Source organism: Aestuariimicrobium kwangyangense DSM 21549 (assembly GCF_000421525.1).
GTDB lineage: Bacteria > Actinomycetota > Actinomycetes > Propionibacteriales > Propionibacteriaceae > Aestuariimicrobium > Aestuariimicrobium kwangyangense.
Genome location: NZ_ATXE01000001.1, coordinates 683,443 through 702,360 on the forward strand (window position 1 = coordinate 683,443; position 18,918 = coordinate 702,360).

Sequence of the window (18,918 nt, forward strand, 5' to 3'; positions counted from 1 at the left end):
GGGGCCCATGGCCCCCCGGCGTGTTTCGCTGGGCGAATCCGCTCCGCAGGGAGCGGTCCGACTCCCGGAAGGTTCGCCATGTCCCCCCACGGTTCCCTGCCGTCCCGAGATCCTCTGCTGCCCGGCTCCGCACTGTCGCGGCGCTCGCTCATCAGCGCCGCCGCGGTCGGTGCCGCGGCCAGTTCCCTCGCTCTCAGCCAGACTCGGACGGCGGCAGCAGCTCCGCCGTCCGATCCGGCCGCCGTCACCCCGGGTGACCCCTACGGCGCCGGCACCGACCCCCACCTGCGCAAGTTCGACCTGCGCGCGATGTGGGTCGCGACCGTCGCCAACATCGACTTCCCCTCCAAGCGGGGCCTCTCCGCCGACCAGATGAAGGCGGAACTGGTGGCCTGGCTCGACCTGGCCCGAGCCTCGAACCACAACGCTGTGGTCTACCAGGTTCGTCCCACGGCCGACACCTTCTGGCCCAGCGCCCTGGAGCCGTGGTCACACTGGCTGACGGGCACCCAGGGGGTCGATCCCGGCTTCGACCCCCTGCAGTTCTGCATCGACGAGGCTCATGCGCGGGGCCTCGAGGTCCACGCCTGGTACAACCCCTTCCGGGTCGCCATGGACGAGGCCGGTTCGGCGCTCATCCCCAGCCACCCGGCGAGGGTGCATCCGGAGTGGACCATTCCCTACGGCGGCAAGCTCTACTACAACCCGGGGGTGCCCGAGGCGCGGCAGCACACCATCGACGTGATCATGGAGTCCGTCGCGGCCTACGACATCGACGCCGTGCACTTCGACGACTACTTCTACCCCTACCCGGTGGCGGGCAAGGTCTTCCACGACGAGGAGCAGTACGACCGGTACGGCGACGGCCTGAGCCTGGCGGATTGGCGCCGATCGAACATCGACGACCTGGTCGTGCGGCTGGGCTGGGCCATCAAGGCCGTCAAGCCCACGGTGCAGTTCGGCATCTCGCCGTTCGCGGTGTGGCGCAATGTCGGGACCGACCCCGAGGGCTCGGACACCACGGCAGGTGCCCAGACCTATGACGACCTCTACGCCGACACCCGTCGCTGGGTGCGTGAGGAACTGATCGACTACATCGCCCCGCAGATCTACTGGTCCCTCACCCTGGCGGCGGCCGAGTACGACAAGGTCGCCGAGTGGTGGCTCGAGCAGTGCGAGGGCAGGAACGTGCACCTCTACATCGGGCAGGCGACCTACAAGGTCGGGGTCAACTTCGACCCGCCGTGGAAGGACCCGCTCGAACTCAACCGGCACCTCGAGTGGAATGCCCAGTACGGGTCGCGGATCGGCGGGAACATGTACTTCTCCGCCAAGGACGTGCGCGCCAACCGGCTGGACGCCACCGGCATCGTCAACCGCACCTGGTACTCCAAGCCGGCGCTGACCCCACGTTCACCCTGGCTGGACGCCGTGGCCCCGCCGACCCCCCAGCGCGCCTGGTTGTTGCCGGGCGGCCGGATGAACGTGCTGTACGGGTCACCCGAGGCGACATCCGTGCTCGTGTACCGGCTGCCGGAGGGGGTGGCGGCCACGCCGACCACCCTCGCGGACACCCAGTACCTCGCAGCCGTCGTGCCCGCGGTGCCGAACACACCGGACGAGCGGCTGCAGACCATCACCCTGCCGCCCTCGTCGACCGGTGACCGCTGGTGGGTCAGCGTCGCCGATCGCTGCAGCAACGAGTCCGCGGCCGTACCTGCCAGCTGACCGAACCCGGAAACTCGTCGCCAGTCGACGTCCGAATCCCCAGAGGGGGTCAGGGACGAACGGGCGACGAGTTTCCGGCTCCTGGGTCCATCTGCGTGGTTCTTGGGGCCTGTCTGCGTGGCCCAAGTCGCTCACTGTCCGACCGTGACCGTCACCACCTGGTCCAGAGCGTTGAGACGGACGGTCCCGGCGCCGCGCACGTACACCGCGAGGCGTCCGTGGTGTGTCCGACGCCACGGCTCCCGGTAGGCCGTCGTGTCGGACAGGTTGCCGCTGTCGAGACCGAGCAGCTCAGCACCCTCGACCTCCACGGTCACCACCGGCTCGTGATCCTCGGAGGGGTCGGAGGGCCCTGACCCCGCGCCCGTGACGGCTGGGCGGCCCTGGTCGTCAATCACCTCGCACAACAACTGGTGCACGTCCGAGACCCCGGCCACGTCGGCGACGAGCGGGGCGAGGTCGTCCGGTGCTGACCACGTCGTCACCCGCAGGGAGGCCGGAGCCCCGGCCGACACCAGTTCGTCGGTCAGCTCCTCGTCACCGGCCACATCCCCCCCAGTGGCTCGCGCCACCACGCGCAGCGCTCCCGATGCGGGCACGGCGCGCCCGAGATGGTGCCCACGGGTCTCGTCGAAGACCAGCTCGACCGGTTCACCACCGCAGGTCACCTCGATCGAGTCCGCATTGGTGAAGACGGCCACCTCGACCTCGTCGGTGCCGACCCAGTCACGCCCGAAGGGACGCTGCCAGTCCTCCCCGTCAGCGATCGGGCGTGAGGCCAGGCGGACGACGGGCTGCTCACTCCACCAGCTGCGACGCAGGTGCCACCGCTCCTTGGGGAAGCCGGCGGTCGTCATCAGGCCGGCGGGGGAGCCGTGGCTCGGCCAGCCGTGGGTCTCACCCAGGTAGTCGATGCCGGTCCACAGGAACTGTCCGGCCACGAACTCCTGGTCGACGACGGCCCGCCACTCCGCCCATCCGTGCCCGTTCTCGGAACCGACCAACGGTTGGTCTGGGAAGCGCGGGTGGTCGTCGGCGTAGAGATGTTCCTTGTAGTTGTAGCCGATCAGGTCGAGCCGATCGAGCAGCCCCGTGCGGCTGGAGAGTTCCGGGAACGCCGCCGCCAGGGTCACCGGTCGCGAAGGATCGGTGCGGCGCACGATGTCGATGAGCTCGTTGGCCAGCGTGGTGAGTCGGCGGGTGTCGGGCCGGCTGGGGTCGTACGCCCGCTCGGCGGCCGGCTTGTTGGCGTCGTTGTTGCCCGTCATCTCGGCGAACAGCGGGTTCGCGTAGGGGTCATTGGGGTAGTCGATCTCGTTGCCGATGCTCCAGGCGATCACCGAGGGGTGCAGCTTGTTGACCTCGATCATCGCCACCAGGTCACGCTCGTGCCAGGCCGGGTAGTCGTGGGCATAGCCCTCGTGCTTGGGCGGGTACACGTTGTGTCCCTGCCACCACTTGTTCTTCGGGTTCTCCCACTCGTCGAAGGCCTCGTCGATCACGAAGAACCCGAGCAGGTCGCACAGGTCGTACAGCTCGGGGGCGTGGGGGTTGTGCGCCATTCGCACGGCATTGCAGCCTGCCTCGCGCAACGTCAGCAGGCGCCGCAGCCACACCTCGGTGGGCACGGCGACGCCCAGGTTGCCGGCGTCCTCGTGCAGGCAGACCCCCTTGAGCAGGCGCGGCTCACCGTTGATCGAGAAACCGTGGTCGGGGTCGAAGGCAAAGGTGCGCAGGCCCACCACCTCGACCCGCCGGTCGATTTCAACCCCGTCGGCCGAGGTCACGGTGGTGGTCCAGCGGTGCAGGTGCGGGTGCTCGTCCGACCACAACCGCGGCTCGCCGACCCGCTCGGTGCTGGTCAGTTCGGCCCGCTCGCCGGCGGCCAGGTCGAGTCGGTGTTCGCGGCTCGCGACCGTTCGGCCCTCGGCCGTGGTCAGGGTGTGCGCGACGACCACCCGCTGCGGCTGCAGGGAGTGGTTGACGACCGTCTGCATGAGGTCGACCACCGCGACGCCGGAGTCGGTGCTGGTGGTGGTGAGCATCGAGCCGTGCTCGGCCACCGAGACGGCGCCGTGTGCCTCGAGGGTCACCCGGCGCGTGATACCGGTGCCGTTGTACCAGCGGCAGTCGGCCAGGTCGCGGCGGTCAACACGCACCGCGATGACCAGGTCGTCATCGGGGGCGTACCCCAGGATCTCGGTGAGGTCGAACGAGAACTCGACCCAGCCGTTCGGACGACCGCCCAGGTGGTAGCCGTTCACCCAGACGTCGGCGTTCTTGTAGACCCCGCTGAAGACCAGGCGCAGGTGCTCCACCCCTGCGACCCCGAGCTGCGCGAGGGAGACGTGCGCGCGGTACCAGCCGATGCCGCCGGGCAGGTACCCGGTGCCGCTGGAGGCGGTGGGGTCGAAGTCCAGTTCGACGGCCCAGTCGTGGGGCACGCGGACGGGTCGGAACGCTGACTCGTCGGCATTCTTGCGGCTGGCCGCTGGGTCGTCACCGAGCAGGAAGAGCCAGTTCTCAACGGGGAGGGTGTGCATGCGGGAGGTCCTTGGGAGGGTGGCGGGGGTCGGGGACGGACTCGAAGGTGTCGGGCCCCGGTTCGGGGAAGGCGCCGTAGCGGCGGAAGACCTGGACGAAGGTGATCGAGTTGAGGAACGCCACGGCGGCGAACCCGAAGGCCAGCCACGCGATGCCCCAACCCACGACGATCGGGTACCAGATCGAGACCATCACGGCGAGCACCGTGACCAAGGCCACGGTGAGGGACGAGATGGGGTGCCTCGCCGACAGACGGCGAGAGGTGTTGAGCACCTCGAGAGGGGTGTTCTCGAAGGTGGCCTGGTAGGGAAAGATGAACATCACCGTCGAGATCACCCGCACCCCGAACAGGATGACGGCGACCCACAGCGCCACCCGCACGGGGGTGGAGACGTTGAGGTTCTCGGCCACGACCCACCAGGCACCCACCACCGCGAGCAGACCCAGGCAGGCGAGGCCCAGGATCGTCCCCTGCTTGAGGTTCGCCCGGAACGTGTCGAGGTAGCGCTTCGAGACGGAGTCACACTCATCGGTGACCAGCCTCATGGCCGTGTCGTGCAGGGCCGTCAGGGAGGCGCCGAGGGTGACGATCGGCAGCGAGGTGGCGATGAACAACAGGTTGAGGATCATCAGGTCGGCGAGCTTGCCGAGGAACCGCGAGAGCGGCGAGTACGGGCTGAACAGTGAGCTCACGGGCATCCGTCAGTCGGTGTGGACGAGGGGAGGTGACGAGACGAACCCGGGTGCGGGCCCCCGTCCAGCAAGGGGGAGGGCGCCGCACCCGGGTTCGGTCACGTCAGGCGGCGGGCAGGGGGCTCACTTGAGCTTCTTGTCGGTGGCCCACTTGTCCATGTCGGCCTGGATGGACTTCTTGGCGTCCTCGTAGCCGGCCTGCTTCAGCTTGTCGCGCATCTCGTTGATCGCCTTCTCGGGGTCGGCGAACTTGCCGTACTGCAGCTGCGGGATGTACTGCGAGAACACCGAACCCATGGCTGCCAGGGTCGACTCGATCTGGGTCTTGTCGAAGATCAGCGTCGAGTACGGGTAGTCCTTGGCCATGCCGTCGAGTTCCTTGAACAGGGCCTCCTTGTTGGCGGGCTGGTTCACGCGCGGCAGCTCGAACTCGTCCATGCGACCGGCCCAGAAGTTGGTGCCGAGACCGTCCTTGGCGGGGTCGAACCCCTTGGGCTGGTCGATCTTCTTGTCGCTGGTCAGCACGTAGTCGGAGCCCTCGATGCCGAAGTTCATGAGGCGGTAGCACTCCTCGTCGTTGCGGATCAGGTCGTAGACCTTCAGCGCACGCTCGGGGTGCTTGGAGTTCGCCGCGACCGCCATGGCGCCGTGGGTCTTGATGTCACGGAAGATGTTCTTGTTCTCCTGACCGAACCAGAACATCTTCGGGTTGGCATCGGGCTGGCGCGTGGCCATGGTGGTCTCGACGCCGAGGAAGGTCTGGGTGTGGTGCTGGTCGGCACCCGACAGACCGGCGAAGAACTCCTCGCGGGTGTCGCCGTCGTAGTTGAGGGCGTCCTCACGCCAGACGCCGATCTCGGCCCACTGCTTGGCGATCTTGGCGGCGGCGAGCAGTTCGTCCGACTCGGCGTACCAGGAACCGACGGTGTAGGGGTCGGCAGCGGTCGTCTGGAAGGGGTAGTAGTTCCCGGCGCTGAGCTGCTGGATGGTCTGACCATCGGTGTGGCCCTGCAGGTAGCCGGTGAGCGGGGTCTCGTTCGCCCCGGCGACGTCCCACGGGAAGGCCTTCTTCTGGTTCTGCTTGACCCAGGTGAAGTAGGTGGTGAGCTCGTCCCACTTGGTGATGGTGCCGTCGGGGATGCCGGCCGCCTTGGCCCAGTCGCCACGGTAGAAGTAACCGTGGTTCGTCCACTGGGTGTAGTTGTCCTCGGGCATGAAGTAGATCTTCCCGTCGGGAAGCTTGCACAGGTCCCAGTCGCCCTTCTTGTTGACCTGCTCCCAGGTCTTGGGCGCATTGGCCTTGAGGATCTCTTCGTCGAGCGCGTAGAAGGCACCCTTCTGGGCGTTCTCCCAGCCGAACAGCCAGTCGGTGGCGGTCGTGATCAGGTCGATCTTCGAGTCGCCCGACAGCAGCTGGACGTTGTACTGGGTCTGCCAGTCGGCCCACTCGACGTAGTAGAGGTCGAGGGTGGCGTTGGCCTTCTTGGTCAGGATCGGGTTCAGCTTGGCCAGCATCTTCTGGTAGCGGCCGTTGGTGGGCTTGTCGCCGAGCACCAGCATGGTGATCTTGACGGGAGCGCCACCGGTCGGGTCTGAGCTGGCGGTGTCCTTGCTGCAAGCGGCCAGGCCGGCGGCTGCGGCGACAGCGGCGACCGAACCGAGCACGGCCCGGCGAGAGAGTGCGGAGTTGAACATGTGGGTTCCCTTGGGGGTAGTGGTGGTTGGGTCGGTTGGTGGTCGGGACGGACGGGGACGAGCGGGTGGTGCGAGGTGAACGGCGTTTCGGTCAGCCCTTGACGGCGCCGACGGTGATGCCGCTGACGAAGTACTTCTGGACGAACGGGTAGAGCAGGATGATCGGACCGGTGGCGACGACGGCACTGGCCATCTTGAGGGTGTTGCTGGGCAGGTCTGTGATGGTGACGTTGGCGCCCGCCACCGAGGTGCGCAGGGCATTGGCGGTGTTGATGATGTTGTAGAGGTAGTACTGCAGTGGCTTGAACTCGACAGTGCTGCCGAGGTAGAGCGAGGACAGGTACCACTCGTTCCAGTAGCCCAGGGCCAGGAAGAGGCCGATGGTGGCCAGGGCGGGCTTGAGCATCGGCAACACCAACTGCGCGAAGATGCGGAAGTCACCGGCGCCGTCGATCTTGCCTGACTCGATCACCTCGTAGGGCACCGAGCGGGCGAAGTTCTTCATCAGGATGATCAGCCACGGCGACAGCAGCAGTTGCAGGAACACCGCGAGGTAGTTGCCGCGAAGCCCCAGCGTGACCGCCACCCACAGGTAGGTCGGGGCCAGGCCCGCCGAGAAGAGGGTGGTGAAGTAGATGAAGAACGAGATGTGGTTGCGCAGCGGGAAGTCCTTGCGCTGCAGCGCGTAGCCGGTCATCGCCGTGATCGCCAGGCCCAGGGCCGAACCGGCGACCGTCATGATCACGGTCACGGCGTACGACCCGAGGATCTGCCGCGGCGAGCGGAAGATCAGTTGGTAGGCCTCGGTGGAGAACCCACGGGGGAGCAGGCTGAAGCCGTGCTCCATGATCTTCGACTCCTGCGAGAACGAGGCCGACACGATCAGCAGGAAGGGCAGGGCGCACAGCAGGGCGAACACCCCCACGACGGCGTACGAGATGGATCGCAGCGCCACCTCTGAGTTGTCGAGCTTCATCTTGCGCGGCGCGCCGGGAAGGGTCGTCCCGGTGAGATCGGGGGTCTCCAGGCTCGGTCCCCCGGGGACTGCCCCGGCGGCTGCGGGAACTCCGGCCCCGGGCAGGGCACCTCCGGTCGCTGGACCGGTCACGTTGGTGGTCATCGCTTGCTCCTCAGTTCCTGGTTCCCGCTCAGAAGAGGGCGTAGTCGGAGTTGATGCGGCGGACGATCCAGTTGACCGTCATCACCAGCGCGAAGCCGAACAGCGACTGGTAGAGGCCGACCGCGGTCGAGGTGGTGAAGTTGTTCTGCGAGGTGAGCATGCGGTACACCGAGGTCTCGATGATGTCGGTGGTCTGGAAGAGCTGGGCGTTGTTGCCCACGAGGTTCCAGAACAGGCCGAAGTTGCCGCGCATGATGCCGCCCAGTGAGAACAGCAGCAGGATCACGAAGGTCGGCTTCAGGCTCGGCAGGATGATGTAGCGGATGCGCTGCCAGGCCGACGCCCCGTCGATCGCGGCCGCCTCGAACATCGACGTGTCGAGCCCCATGATGGCCGCGAAGTAGACGATGGAGCCGTAGCCGGTGCTCTGCCACAGGTGGGCGATCACGATGATGAACGGCCACAGACCCGCTTCGGAGTAGATCTTCACCGGGTTGCCACCGGTCGAGATGATCAGGGCGTTCAGCGCGCCGGTGTCGTAGTTGAGCAGGTTGAACGCGATCACGCCGATCAGCACCACCGACACGAAGTAGGGCAGGAACATCAGCGTCTGGCTGACCTTCTTGAAGTACTTCGAGCGGATCTCGTTCAGCATCAGGGCCAGGGCGATCTGCAGCACGTTGCCGATCACGATGAAGGCGACGTTGTAGAGCACCGTGTTCTTGGTCAGCAGCCACAGTTGGCCCGACTTGACCAGGAACTCGAAGTTCCGCAGGCCCACGAACGGGCTGCCGAAGATGCCGTCGCGGTAGTTGAAGTTGGTGAACGCGATGTAGGCACCGGGCATCGGGCCGTAGGCGAAGACCAGGAAGAAGACGATGGCCGGCAGGCACATCACCAACAACACCTTGCTGTGCCGCATGGACTTCCAGAAGCTGGCGCTGCCCGAGCGGGTCGCAGCCGGGGTGGAAATGGCGGGTGGTTCGGTGGTTCGGGCTGCCACGTACCGGTCCTCACTGTCGGTGGGGGGGCTGGTCGACCATCGGTTTCGCGCCTGTGCGGGCAATGGTCGGGGGCCGCCCCGGGTTGTCGTCCTTGACTGGTTGTCGTCCTTGACTGGGTCGTCCTGGACTGGGAGGGTCTCGCCGACGTTGACGGCCCCTCGGTGAATGGAACGATACAAATCGCTTCGCGCGAGTGTCAAGGGAAATCATGGTTGCGTTGCCATTTCGTGATCTTGCTTGTCACGGGGTGGTCGGTCGCCGGGGTGGGAGTGGGGCTGCTGGGGCGGCGGGTGGGCTCTCGTCCGGCGCAAACCTCACCTCCTGCGCAGACTCTCGCCGCCGAACGCGAGAGTTCGTCCCCGAAGGCGAGAGTGTGCGCCCGACTGGTCGGGTGGGACCAGGTGGCGGGGTGAGGGGGTCCACGTCGACCCGGTCCGGGGCGAGCAGGCGTCCCAATGGCGACCCCCGCTGTTTTCCACAACGAGGGTGTAGTAAATATGGACCCATGACCGAAGAGCGCCCCACCCTGACCCTGACCGAGACCCACCACTGCGCCTGCGGGGAGCATGACTCCGAGCTTCCCGAACTCGACGCGCGCACCATCCCGCATGCCATCCGCCACGGGGCCATCCTCGGCGCCCTGGGTCAGCTGAGCCCCGGATCCGGCCTGGTGCTGGTCGCCCCCCATGACCCACAGCCGCTGTTGCGTCAGATCGACGAACTGTTCGGCGATGCCGTCACCATCAGCTACGACCAGCGCGGCCCGGAGGCCTGGAAGCTGCGGATGGTGCGCTCCTGATGTGCAGCTACTGCGGCTGCGACTCGATCGACGTGATCGGCAGGTTCATGAGTGAGCACGTCGAGATCATCAATGCCACCGGCGACCTGCGCCGGGCGGTCGAGGCGGACGAGCCCCCACTCGTCCACCAGCGGGTCGCGGAGGTCGCCGGGCTGCTCGGCCCGCACACCGGTGCCGAGGAGGTGGGCCTGTTCAGCGTGATGAAGCGCCAGGACGAGTTCACCGACTACATCGGCCAGCTGTGCGGCGAGCACGTCACCCTGGACGACCTGCTCGAGCGGGTGGCCGAGGCCACCGATCCAGCGGTGCGACAGCACTTGTTCGAGGCCTTCGAGCAGGCGTTCCGCACCCACATCGACCGGGAGGACAATGCACTCTTCCCCGCCGCTGCGGTCTCGTTGGTGGGGCCGGACTGGGACGAGGTCGACTCCCTCACCCACGACCACGACCACACCACGGGCCGCCCGCACGCCCATCAGCACTGACCGGTCCGGATTCGGTCCGGGACCGGGGAGCAACGGTTCGGGCGCGCGTCTGCGCTCGAGGCGAGGCCCGTGTCGAGGAGGGCCGCGCCGAGCACTGCTCGTCGCCCTGCGGTCGGCTCAGGCGCGTCCGCCGAGCAGTGCCCGGTGCAGGTGGTGGGCCGCCTCGACGACGTCGTCGGGAAGTGGTGATGCCCCCGTCACCTGTCGTGCCGCGGAACCTCCCGACCACACCGGGACGAGCGGTGACAGGTCGGCCAGGGCCGCGGCCACCTCTGTGGCGCCCGCGGCATCGGTACCGCAGTGGGCGCCCACCACCGCCACCCTGGCCTGACTCCTGATCGCCGCTGCGCGCCAGTCGTCCGGTGGCAGGTCGGCCCCCAGGTAGATGACCCGAGATCCCAGTCGACGCAGACACGTGGCGAAGGCCAGCAGCGCCAACTCGTGACGCGCGCCCGGTGGGAGTCCCACCAGCGCCGTTGGCCCACCCCGGTCGGGGGCCTCATGGAACAGGTGCGAGAGAGCGCGCATCAGCTCGGCGGTGATCTGGTGCTCCTGGGCGACCGAGATCTCACCCCTGGCCCACGCCTGCCCGATCCGGTGCAACTGAGGCATCAGCCAGGTCCTGACCACCTGCTCGAACTCGCGGGAGTCGAGCGCGCCGTCGACGGTGTCGGCGAGGCGTCTGGGATCGAGGGAGACCACCGCCTCGACCAGGTCGAACGCGACCCGATCGTGGCCATCCGCGTGATCGTCACCGTCAGGCCGACCCACGTGTCCGCCAACCTGTCTGCCGTCGAGTGAGGCTCCGGCCAGGCTCGCCGCGGCCTGGGCCGCCCGCATGCCTCCCTCCACCCGCGCCGCCATCTCGCGCAGCAGGGCCACCTGGCCCGCGTCGTAGAGGCGATAGCCACCCTCGGTCCGGGAGGGGTGGATGATGCCGTAGCGCCGCTCCCAGGCGCGCAGGGTGCTCTTGGAGACACCGGACAGTGCTGCAGCCTGGCTGACTGTGTACACCCTTCCCCCTCCTGTTCCCCGTCCCGGGCGAGCCCGACAAAGATGGCACGGATTGCTTGCGCCGACCGATCGGCCCAGCTACGTTGGTACAACATTAGACAAACATTCGACAGCTTCGTCGACTTGAGGGGGACGACATGTCGCAAACTTCCACCCAGGGGGGCTCTCCCTCGGGCGATGACGTGGTGTTGCTCGACGACGCGGCCCGACCCATCGGCAAGGCCGACCGGTTGACGGTGCACTCGTCGACCACTCCGCTGCACCTGGCCTTCTCGACCTACCTGTTCAACGCGCACGGCGACGTGCTGCTGACCCGCCGGGCCGTCACCAAGGCCACCTGGCCAGGGGTGTGGACGAACTCGGCGTGCGGGCACCCTCGTCCGGGAGAAGACCTGGAGTCCGCCGCCCGGCGCCGGATCAAGGAGGAGTTGGGACTGACCGTGGGGCCCCTGGTGCCTCTGCTGCCCGACTTCCGCTACCGCGCCACCGATGCCTCGGGGGTGGTGGAGAACGAGGTCTGCCCGGTCTACGCAGGCTTCGTGACCGATGACGACCCGACCCCAGACCCCGACGAGGTGGCCGAGTGGGTCTGGGTGCCTTGGCGCAGCCTGACCACCGCCGTCGCTGCCGTCCCGCAGGCCTACAGCCCGTGGGCCGTGCTGCAGGTGCCCCAGGTCGACCGCGCCCTCTCGGCGGGCATGGCCGGGGGTCTGACCGTCACCCCGGACCTCGCCGCCGCGAAGCGGGAGGTCGACCAGTTGTTGCGCGAGACCCTGGTCACGCTCGGCGCCCAGTGGGCCGTGCACACCGAGGGCCTGGGGGTCGACGTGCTCGCCGAAGACCTGCCGGACTGGTTGCTCGGCCTGCTCGCCAACGGAGGCAAGCGGCTGCGCACCACGATGGTCTACTGGGGATTCATCGCCGCCGGCGGTGTGCAGGACGGTCAGGGGCACCGGCACATGGTGCGTGCCGCTGCCGCCATCGAACTGCTGCACCTGTTCGCATTGATCCACGACGACGTGATGGACGAGTCCGACCAGCGCCGCGGTCACCCCTCCGCGCACGTCCGTGCCACCCGCTGGCACCTCGCACACGGGGCGCGGGGCGACAGCGACGTGTTCGGACGCAACCTCGCGATCCTGCTGGGCGATCTCGCCCATGCCCTCGCCGACGGCCTGGTCGACAGCCTGCCCGAGTCGATGCGCCGCATCTGGCGGGAGTTGTCGGTGGAACTGATCGCCGGACAACGTGCCGACCTCACGGGGGCCGCGGCCGGGCGCCTCGACCGCCCCCACGCCGAGCACGTGGCGCGCACCAAGTCGGGGCGGTACACGGTCACGCGGCCGCTGCAGTTGGGGGCGGCCGCGGCTGGCGCCCAAGACCGGGTGCTCGACTGCCTGACCACCTGCGGAGACCATCTCGGACGAGCCTTCGCCCTTCGGGACGACCTGCTCGGGGTCTGGGGCGACCCGGCCCAGACCGGCAAGCCCGCCGGCGATGACCTGTTCGAGGGCAAGGCCACGGTGCTGCTCTCGCTGGCCAGGGAGAACCTGACCGGGGAATCGGCCGCCCTGCTGGCCAGGGTGGGCACGCCCGCGTTCACCCATGAGGACGTGCCCGTCCTGGCCGATCTGATGCGAGAAGCGGGGGTGGAGTCGATGGTGGAGTCCATGATCACCGATGCGGTCGACGACGCCATGGCGTGCCTGTCCGGCGCACCACTGGCCCGCGCCGGCGTCAACGGTCTGACCGAGGCGGCGCAGGTGCTGGCATGGCGCTCCGCATGACGGGCCGCCACACCGTCGTGGTCGGGGCCGGGCTGTCGGGGCTCGCGGCCGCGATGCACCTGGCCGGTGCGGGAGAGCGGGTGACCTTGCTGGAGCGGGAGGACCAGCCCGGCGGCCGCAACGGTTCCCTGGAGCAGGACGGGTTCCGCTTCGACACCGGCCCCACCGTCTTCACCATGGTCTCGCTGCTGCAGGAGGCCTTCTCAGCGGTGGGCCGACGGGTCGAGGACTACGTCGGCATGACCCTGCTCGACCCTGCCTACCACGCGTTCTTCGCCGACGGCTCGCGACTGCTGGTTCGCCCGGGACACGAGAAGATGCGTGAGGTGATCGCCCAGGAGTGCGGGGAGCACGATGCGCGGGCCTTCGACGACTTCGTCGTCTGGTTGCGTCGGCTGAACGACGTCGAGGTGCCCCATTTCATCGACACGAACTTCGACTCCCCGTTGGGTCTGGTCCGATCCCCAAGGGCGGTGGCCGAGTTGCTGCGCCTGGGCGCGTTCCGCAGTCTGGGACCGGAGGTGGCCAGGCGCTTCCGCGACGAGCGACTGCACCGGGTGTTCAGCTTCCAGGCCATGTACGCGGGCCTGGCGCCGCGGCAGGCCCGCGCCCTCTACGCCGTGATCACGTACATGGACTCCATCGAAGGGGTCTGGTTCCCCGAGGGTGGCATGCACGCGGTCCCGCGGGCCATGGCACGGGCGGCCACGGATGCCGGGGTCGAGATTCGCTATTCGTCCCCGGTCGAGCGCGTGGTGAGGCGACAGGACGGTTCGGCTGGGGGCGTGGAACTCGAGTCGGGGGAACGGATCTCGTCCGATGCGGTCGTGGTGACGGCAGACCTACCGGTGGCCTACGAACGACTGCTTCCCGACCTGCGGGGGCCACGGGTGGCCCGACGAGGACGGTTCTCGCCCAGCGCCGTGGTCTGGCACCTGGGGGTCCGGGGTGGGGCTCCCTCGGGTCACGGACACCACAACATCCACTTCGGACGGGCCTGGGACTCCGCCTTCGACGACCTGTTGGTGCGCGGCCGGGCCATGCGCGACCCGTCGCGGTTCGTGGCCATGCCGTCCTTGGACGACCCGACCGCAGCCCCCGCGGGGAGCAACACCCTCTACGTGCTCGAGCCGGTTCCGAACCTCGAGGTGGGCAGGCTCGACTGGACGACGGAGGGTCCACGACTGCGGGAGCGGATGCTCGCCTTCCTGGCCGGCGCCGGCTACCCCACCGACATCGTCACCGAGCAGCTGGTCACCCCGGCCGACTGGAAGCAGCAGGGGATGGCGGCCGGGACCCCCTTTGCACTGGCCCACACCATCGCCCAGACCGGCCCCTTCCGACCCAGCAACGTCGACAAGCGAGTTCCGGGCCTGGTGTTCGCGGGCTCTGGCACCACACCCGGGGTGGGAATCCCGATGGTGCTGATCTCGGGCAAACTGGCCGCCCAGCGGGTGAGGGAGATGACCCGGTGAACCAGCTCGAGCTCGGCTACCGGCGCTGCGGTGAGCTCACCCGCCAGTACGGCACCACCTACTACTGGGGGGCACGGCTGTTGCCGCCGGCCCAGCGCAGGGACGTGTTCACCGTCTACGCGCTCTGCCGCCTGGCCGACGACATCGTGGACGAGCCGGACCGGGTCGACCTGGCCGTGCCCCAGCAGGGCACCTCGGCCGAGCGGCTGGCCGCCTTCCGCGCCCAGTTCTTCGAGGCCCTCGCCGTGGGCGGGTCGCAGGAACCCGTGATGGCCGCCATCGTCGACAGCATCAACCGCCGTGGCACCGACCCCGAGTGTTTCGAGCGCTTCTTCGCAGCAATGGCCGCCGACCTCGACCGCACCACGTGGGAGACCTGGGACGAGCTCCGCGAGGTCTACATGGAGGGCTCGGCCGCCGTCATCGGCGAGATGATGCTGCCGGTGCTTGAGCCCTACACACCTGAGGCCAAGGGCCCGGCCCGGGCACTGGGCAACGCCTTCCAGCTCACCAACTTCCTGAGGGACGTGGCGGAGGATCTCGACCGCGGACGCGTCTACCTGCCGCAGGCCGATCTGCGGCGCCACCACGCCGATCCTTGGCTGCGCGAGGTGACCCCGCAGTGGCGGGCCATGATGACCGAACAGATCGCCAGGAACCGGGGGCTCTACGCGGAGGGTCAGCGTGGCCTGGCGATGCTTCCCCCCGCCTCCCGACGCTGCGTCGGTACCGCGTTGGTGCTCTACAGCCGCATCCTCGACCGGATCGAGCGCGCCGACCATGACGTCTTCTCCGGGCGGATCAGGGTGCCCGACTCCGAGAAGCTTGCGGTACTGGTGCGTTCACTCGTGGTGGGAGTCCCGCGGGTCGACTTCGGCGCTCGGGGCTGATTCCCGGGATCGGCGTCCACCAGCGTCCACCCTGGGGGCGAGCAGTCCACGCAACGGCACCGTCCAGACGTCGACCCCCTGCACCCCCCACCCCTGCAGCAGCTGGTTGGCCGCCTGGAAGCCGGTGGTCGCCGCCCGCTCCATCAGGGCCACGGGTTGGTCACAGCGCACCCAGTCGCCGGCCAGCACCAGCCGGGGGGAGGGAGTCGCCACCCCGGGACGCTCGTCCCACGGGTCGGGGGTGATCAGCCCGCAGTCGTCCCGCACGAGCACCTCCCGGTGCAGGACCGCCGACGTGGCCGTCTCGGGGTAGGCGCGATGCAGCTCTGACTCCAACGCACTCACGATCGCATCGGCCGCGGCGGGATCGTCCATCACGTTCGCCGGGCAGGCGTAGGCATGCAGTTCGACCACGGATCCACCATGCTCACTGGCCCAGGTCGCCGCGCCGGCCTCGAACCGTTCGAGCACGGAGATGTTGTCCAGCGGGCCGTAGCCCGCCGTCCCGAGGAAGGGGGCACGGTCGGGGGACACTGGCGTCCCCAGCCACAACCTGACCACCACGAAGGGCGGGGCGTTGCGGGTGCCTGCCACCCGCCCGGCCCATGCGGGATCGACACCGGGCATCCCTGCCACCAACTCACGGGCCGTTCGCGGGTCGGTCGCCAGTACGCAGGCGTCGGCCTCGAGGACGACGTCCGTGAGGTGCACGCGGACACCGCGACCCCCAAGATCGGTGGAGGCAGAATCGGTGGGGGCAGGTTCGGTGTGGGCAGGATCGGTGGGGGCAGAATCGGTGGGGGCAGGATCGGTGTGGGCCCCCTCCGATGGTCCGACGTCGATCCGGGTCACCGGCGACCCCGTCAGCACCCTCACGCCCAGATCGCTCAGGTGGCGCCCCAGCGGCGCCCAGAGGCGGGTGTCGTAGTCGTCGTCGGGCACGTCGAAGAGCAGGCCCTCGGCCGACCCCATGAAGTAGGTGTGGAACATGGCGACCAGTTCGCCGGCCCCGAACTCGCGTGGGTCGGCGAAGAACGACCGGGCGAACACCTCCAGCGCCAGGTCACGGGCGGGCTGGGGGAACCGGAGCCGGTCGAGGAAGTCGGCCGCGGACTGACCGTCATAGGCGGCGTGCGTGCCGGGGAACCGAGTGCTCAGCAGTTCAAGGGCTGCGGGCAGGTTCACCCGGCTCAGCGAGCGCAGCGTGAACGCAGGGCTGCGCATCACGAACCGCAGCACCGACCACGGCGGGGTGGTGGGCAGGCCGGCGAACGAGTCCCGCATGCCGTCGGGGCGCTGCAGCGGGTAGTCCTCGATCGGACGAAGGAAGTCCAGCCGGGGATCGACCCGCTTCAGCAGGGCCCGCAGGTTGTAGTACTGACGGAAGAAGGCATGGAAGCCGCGGCTCATGGTTCGCCCGTCCGGCAGACGCCATGCCGCCACTCGGCCGCCCAGGCGGTCGGTCGCCTCGAGCAGGGTCACCCCGACGCCGGCCTCCGCCAACACGGTGGCGGCCGCCAGTCCGGCGATGCCCCCTCCGACCACGACGACGTGCCGCGACCCGTCCGCGCGCGGGCTCCCGGAGGGCCCGGGGTGACGGACGGCCCGTCGGTCGCGACCGGGGAGTTGCCGGTCCACGGAGCTCATCGTGCTTCCTCCTGCAGGGCGCGGCGCGGGCGTGCCCCCTGGTCGTCCCGGCTGCCCAGGCGGCACCACACGAGCAGCGTCAGGGTCACCATGGCCCAGCCGAAACCGAAGTCCTCCACCGGGATGTCCCACGGCGCCCGAAGCCCCAGGTGTTCCTCGGGGGAGTAGAGCACGATCGGGTTGCTGAGCTTGGTGAGCCACCCGTCGACCGGAACCTGGAAGGCGAAGACGATGGCCATGGCGAGCCAGTACTGCAGGCACCGGAACAGGCCGGTCCGCAGCCACACCACCTCGACCAGGGCGACGGCCACCACCGCGAACACCGTCAGGGCCGTGTACTCAGGCATGGTCGGTCCCCCTCGGTGCTCCGACCCGCTCTCGTCGCAGCAGACCTCGCCCAGCCCTGTCCGGTCGGACGCGGTCGAGCACGGTGCCCACCGCCTCATAGGTCAGCAGGCCGCAGATCGGGATGACGATGAAGAAGACGAGTTCCTCGAGCGGCATCGGGCCGATCATCAGCCCGCTGGAGAAACGAGGGCTGTAACTCCAGTGGTCGCGGATGATGCCCAAGACGTCCCAGGCGACGAACACCGCCACGGTGGGCAGCAGCGACACCAGCAGCCGTAGCGGTCGGCGATAGACGCGGGCGCGCAGCACGAACTCCAAGGGCAGGGTCAGGACCAGGCAGGCTGCCATCAGACCCAGGTACTGCAAGTGGTCATTCACTCCACACCTCCTGGTGGTGGGGTACGGCCGGGGGCGGCCTCGACACGGTTCAGGCTCACTCGCAGCCCGCGCAGCACGTATCCCTCGATCAGGTCGACCCACCCGATCTCGGGTTCGGAGACCACGACGGGGTGCAGCTCCAGCAACCTGCTCAGCAACACTTCCGCCTCGACGATCGCCAGCGGCTGCCCGGGGCAACGGTGTGCGCCGTCTCCGAAGGTGAGCCCGGTGGCATTCACCCCCGTGGGCATGGCACGTCCGGGGCACAGGTCCATGGCGTCGGCCCCGACGGAACGCGGATCAGTGTTGGTCTGCCTCACCGAGACGTCGACCAGTTCGCCGGCTGGGATGGTCCACCTCTGCTCACCCTCGACCAGGTCGACAGGTTCTGTGGTGCGGCGGTAGAGGTGCCCGACCACCGGTTCGAGGCGCAGGATCTCGGCAAGGATCGTCCGCCTGCCCTCACCGTCGGCGGCACGGTAGCGGTCGGCGAGTTCGGCGTCGGTGAGCAGGTGCCAGGCAGCCATGGTGATGAACTCCCGGGTGGTCACCATGCCGGCTGTGCCGTAGGTGACGCACTCGACGAGGATGTCGGTGTCGGTGTACCCCTCGGCGATCAGGTGACTGATGATGTCATCCTGGGGGTGTGCCCGGCGCTCCCGGATCGCCGGGCGGACGTCCGCGACATGGAAGCGGAGGATCGGCAGCAGCCCGTTCACCGCGGCCATCGCCCACTGTCGTCCGGTGCGCCCCAGGCGTGGTTTCGACAGGTCGAGAGGCGGCTGGCGGAAGAAGGTGGTCAGTCGTCGGGCCATCGCCGGAGTGCTGGAGTGGGTCAGTCCCACCACCGCCCCGGTAACCTCGACGCTGAAGTGGAGAGCCAGCAGGTCGAGGTCGAAAGGAGCGGTCCAGGCGACCTCGGCCAGCATGCGGTCGGCCGTGCCCTCCATTGACTCGAGGTAGCGCTGCTCGATCACGGTCGGGGCGAAGAAGCGGGCCACCTTCGAGCGCTGGGCATCGTGCACGGGCCCGTCGGACAGCAGGATCGGGTGGTTCCTGAGCCAGGTCTTCGGGATCCATTCGGCGGTGAACCCGGCCTGGGTGGTCTGGTGTCTCGCCCGCAACGCCTGGCGGGCGACCATCAGCGACCGGATCCGCCAGATGCCCTGCTCGTACGCGACCCGCGGTTCGGTCGATTCCCCGCGACGAACCGCCCGGCGCCGGGAGCGCGCCGAACCCGGTGCGCCTGCATCGTCGCCCATCCGTCCCCCTCAAGCCTGGATCCCTGCATCCACCCTAGTGGGTCGATCA

16 protein-coding genes are annotated in these 18,918 nt (G+C 68.6%); 6 read left to right on the forward strand and 10 right to left on the reverse strand.

Translation table 11 applies throughout. The annotated features are described in order from the left end of the window. The first annotated feature begins 78 nt into the window (after nt 1-78). A complete protein-coding gene (locus H507_RS0103005) occupies nt 79-1,728 on the forward strand; it encodes a glycoside hydrolase family 10-like protein (RefSeq protein WP_022909247.1) in 1,650 nt (549 codons plus the stop codon). Nucleotides 1,729-1,859: 131 nt separating this feature from the next. Here H507_RS0103005 and H507_RS0103010 read toward each other — a convergent pair whose 3' ends face one another. The 5 genes from H507_RS0103010 to H507_RS0103030 form a co-directional block, all read right to left on the reverse strand. After that, the gene (locus H507_RS0103010) at nt 1,860-4,271 is read right to left on the reverse strand and encodes a glycoside hydrolase family 2 TIM barrel-domain containing protein (RefSeq protein WP_022909248.1); all 2,412 of its coding nucleotides are present in this window, start codon (nt 4,269-4,271) and stop codon (nt 1,860-1,862) included. Next, nucleotides 4,252-4,965: a YesL family protein gene (locus H507_RS0103015; RefSeq protein WP_026377688.1), complete on the reverse strand. Its 714-nt coding sequence runs from the start codon at nt 4,963-4,965 to the stop codon at nt 4,252-4,254. Before H507_RS0103015 ends, H507_RS0103010 begins: the two co-directional genes overlap by 20 nt. A gap of 123 nt (nt 4,966-5,088) precedes the next feature. After that, complete coding sequence (locus H507_RS14360; protein ID WP_022909250.1) at nt 5,089-6,660, reverse strand: ABC transporter substrate-binding protein; 1,572 nt, start codon at nt 6,658-6,660, stop codon at nt 5,089-5,091. A 91-nt stretch (nt 6,661-6,751) separates the two neighbouring features. Next, on the reverse strand, nt 6,752-7,780 hold the full coding sequence (locus H507_RS0103025) for a carbohydrate ABC transporter permease (protein ID WP_022909251.1): 1,029 nt from the start codon (nt 7,778-7,780) through the stop codon (nt 6,752-6,754). Between the two features lie 28 nt (nt 7,781-7,808). Then, nucleotides 7,809-8,783 carry an ABC transporter permease gene (locus H507_RS0103030; RefSeq protein ID WP_022909252.1) on the reverse strand — a complete coding sequence of 325 codons (975 nt, stop codon included), beginning with the start codon at nt 8,781-8,783 and terminating at the stop codon, nt 7,809-7,811. A 506-nt stretch (nt 8,784-9,289) separates the two neighbouring features. On the opposite strand from H507_RS0103030, the gene H507_RS0103035 reads away from it, so the two are divergent. Both H507_RS0103035 and H507_RS14365 read left to right on the forward strand, forming a co-directional pair. After that, nucleotides 9,290-9,583 (forward strand): DUF2249 domain-containing protein, encoded by a 294-nt coding sequence (locus H507_RS0103035; RefSeq protein WP_022909253.1) that lies wholly within the window; start codon nt 9,290-9,292, stop codon nt 9,581-9,583. Beyond that, nucleotides 9,583-10,068, forward strand: a complete 486-nt coding sequence (locus H507_RS14365) for a hemerythrin domain-containing protein (protein WP_022909254.1) — start codon at nt 9,583-9,585, stop codon at nt 10,066-10,068. Before H507_RS0103035 ends, H507_RS14365 begins: the two co-directional genes overlap by 1 nt. Nucleotides 10,069-10,185: 117 nt before the next feature. Here the strand turns inward: H507_RS14365 and H507_RS14370 are convergent, their stop codons facing one another. Then, entirely contained in the window at nt 10,186-11,082 is an 897-nt protein-coding gene (locus tag H507_RS14370) for a MerR family transcriptional regulator (protein WP_022909255.1), read from the reverse strand. Nucleotides 11,083-11,219: 137 nt separating this feature from the next. On the opposite strand from H507_RS14370, the gene idi reads away from it, so the two are divergent. From idi to H507_RS14375, 3 genes are read left to right on the forward strand one after another with little or no spacing between them, the layout of a single operon-like run. Beyond that, nucleotides 11,220-12,869, forward strand: a complete 1,650-nt coding sequence (idi, locus tag H507_RS0103050) for an isopentenyl-diphosphate Delta-isomerase (protein WP_022909256.1) — start codon at nt 11,220-11,222, stop codon at nt 12,867-12,869. Further along, nucleotides 12,854-14,344 carry a phytoene desaturase family protein gene (gene crtI / locus H507_RS0103055; RefSeq protein WP_022909257.1) on the forward strand — a complete coding sequence of 497 codons (1,491 nt, stop codon included), beginning with the start codon at nt 12,854-12,856 and terminating at the stop codon, nt 14,342-14,344. The genes idi and crtI overlap by 16 nt, the downstream gene beginning before the upstream one ends. After that, complete coding sequence (locus H507_RS14375; protein WP_022909258.1) at nt 14,341-15,234, forward strand: phytoene/squalene synthase family protein; 894 nt, start codon at nt 14,341-14,343, stop codon at nt 15,232-15,234. Before crtI ends, H507_RS14375 begins: the two co-directional genes overlap by 4 nt. Here the strand turns inward: H507_RS14375 and H507_RS18340 are convergent. The 4 genes from H507_RS18340 to H507_RS14385 are packed head-to-tail and all read right to left on the reverse strand — an operon-like array spanning nt 15,187 to nt 18,869. Further along, nucleotides 15,187-16,881: an FAD-dependent oxidoreductase gene (locus H507_RS18340; RefSeq protein WP_022909259.1), complete on the reverse strand. Its 1,695-nt coding sequence runs from the start codon at nt 16,879-16,881 to the stop codon at nt 15,187-15,189. The two genes, H507_RS14375 and H507_RS18340, sit on opposite strands and share 48 nt — an antisense overlap. Further along, the gene (locus H507_RS0103070; protein WP_022909260.1) at nt 16,878-17,228 is read right to left on the reverse strand and encodes a lycopene cyclase domain-containing protein; all 351 of its coding nucleotides are present in this window, start codon (nt 17,226-17,228) and stop codon (nt 16,878-16,880) included. Before H507_RS0103070 ends, H507_RS18340 begins: the two co-directional genes overlap by 4 nt. Next, nucleotides 17,221-17,607 carry a lycopene cyclase domain-containing protein gene (locus H507_RS0103075; RefSeq protein WP_022909261.1) on the reverse strand — a complete coding sequence of 129 codons (387 nt, stop codon included), beginning with the start codon at nt 17,605-17,607 and terminating at the stop codon, nt 17,221-17,223. The genes H507_RS0103070 and H507_RS0103075 overlap by 8 nt, the downstream gene beginning before the upstream one ends. Beyond that, nucleotides 17,604-18,869, reverse strand: a complete 1,266-nt coding sequence (locus H507_RS14385) for a cytochrome P450 (RefSeq protein ID WP_022909262.1) — start codon at nt 18,867-18,869, stop codon at nt 17,604-17,606. The genes H507_RS0103075 and H507_RS14385 overlap by 4 nt, the downstream gene beginning before the upstream one ends. Nucleotides 18,870-18,918: the final 49 nt, after the last annotated feature.

What these genes read in the sequence shown, in the direction of transcription:
- H507_RS0103005 (WP_022909247.1), top strand. Translation starts at nt 79, where the DNA reads ATGTCCCCCCACGGTTCCCTGCCGTCCCGAGATCCTCTGCTGCCCGGC.
- H507_RS0103010 (WP_022909248.1), bottom strand. Translation starts at nt 4,271, where the DNA reads ATGCACACCCTCCCCGTTGAGAACTGGCTCTTCCTGCTCGGTGACGAC.
- H507_RS14360 (WP_022909250.1), bottom strand. Translation starts at nt 6,660, where the DNA reads ATGTTCAACTCCGCACTCTCTCGCCGGGCCGTGCTCGGTTCGGTCGCC.
- H507_RS0103025 (WP_022909251.1), bottom strand. Translation starts at nt 7,780, where the DNA reads ATGACCACCAACGTGACCGGTCCAGCGACCGGAGGTGCCCTGCCCGGG.
- H507_RS0103035 (WP_022909253.1), top strand. Translation starts at nt 9,290, where the DNA reads ATGACCGAAGAGCGCCCCACCCTGACCCTGACCGAGACCCACCACTGC.
- H507_RS14365 (WP_022909254.1), top strand. Translation starts at nt 9,583, where the DNA reads ATGTGCAGCTACTGCGGCTGCGACTCGATCGACGTGATCGGCAGGTTC.
- idi (WP_022909256.1), top strand. Translation starts at nt 11,220, where the DNA reads ATGTCGCAAACTTCCACCCAGGGGGGCTCTCCCTCGGGCGATGACGTG.
- crtI (WP_022909257.1), top strand. Translation starts at nt 12,854, where the DNA reads ATGGCGCTCCGCATGACGGGCCGCCACACCGTCGTGGTCGGGGCCGGG.
- H507_RS18340 (WP_022909259.1), bottom strand. Translation starts at nt 16,881, where the DNA reads ATGAGCTCCGTGGACCGGCAACTCCCCGGTCGCGACCGACGGGCCGTC.
- H507_RS0103070 (WP_022909260.1), bottom strand. Translation starts at nt 17,228, where the DNA reads ATGCCTGAGTACACGGCCCTGACGGTGTTCGCGGTGGTGGCCGTCGCC.
- H507_RS14385 (WP_022909262.1), bottom strand. Translation starts at nt 18,869, where the DNA reads ATGGGCGACGATGCAGGCGCACCGGGTTCGGCGCGCTCCCGGCGCCGG.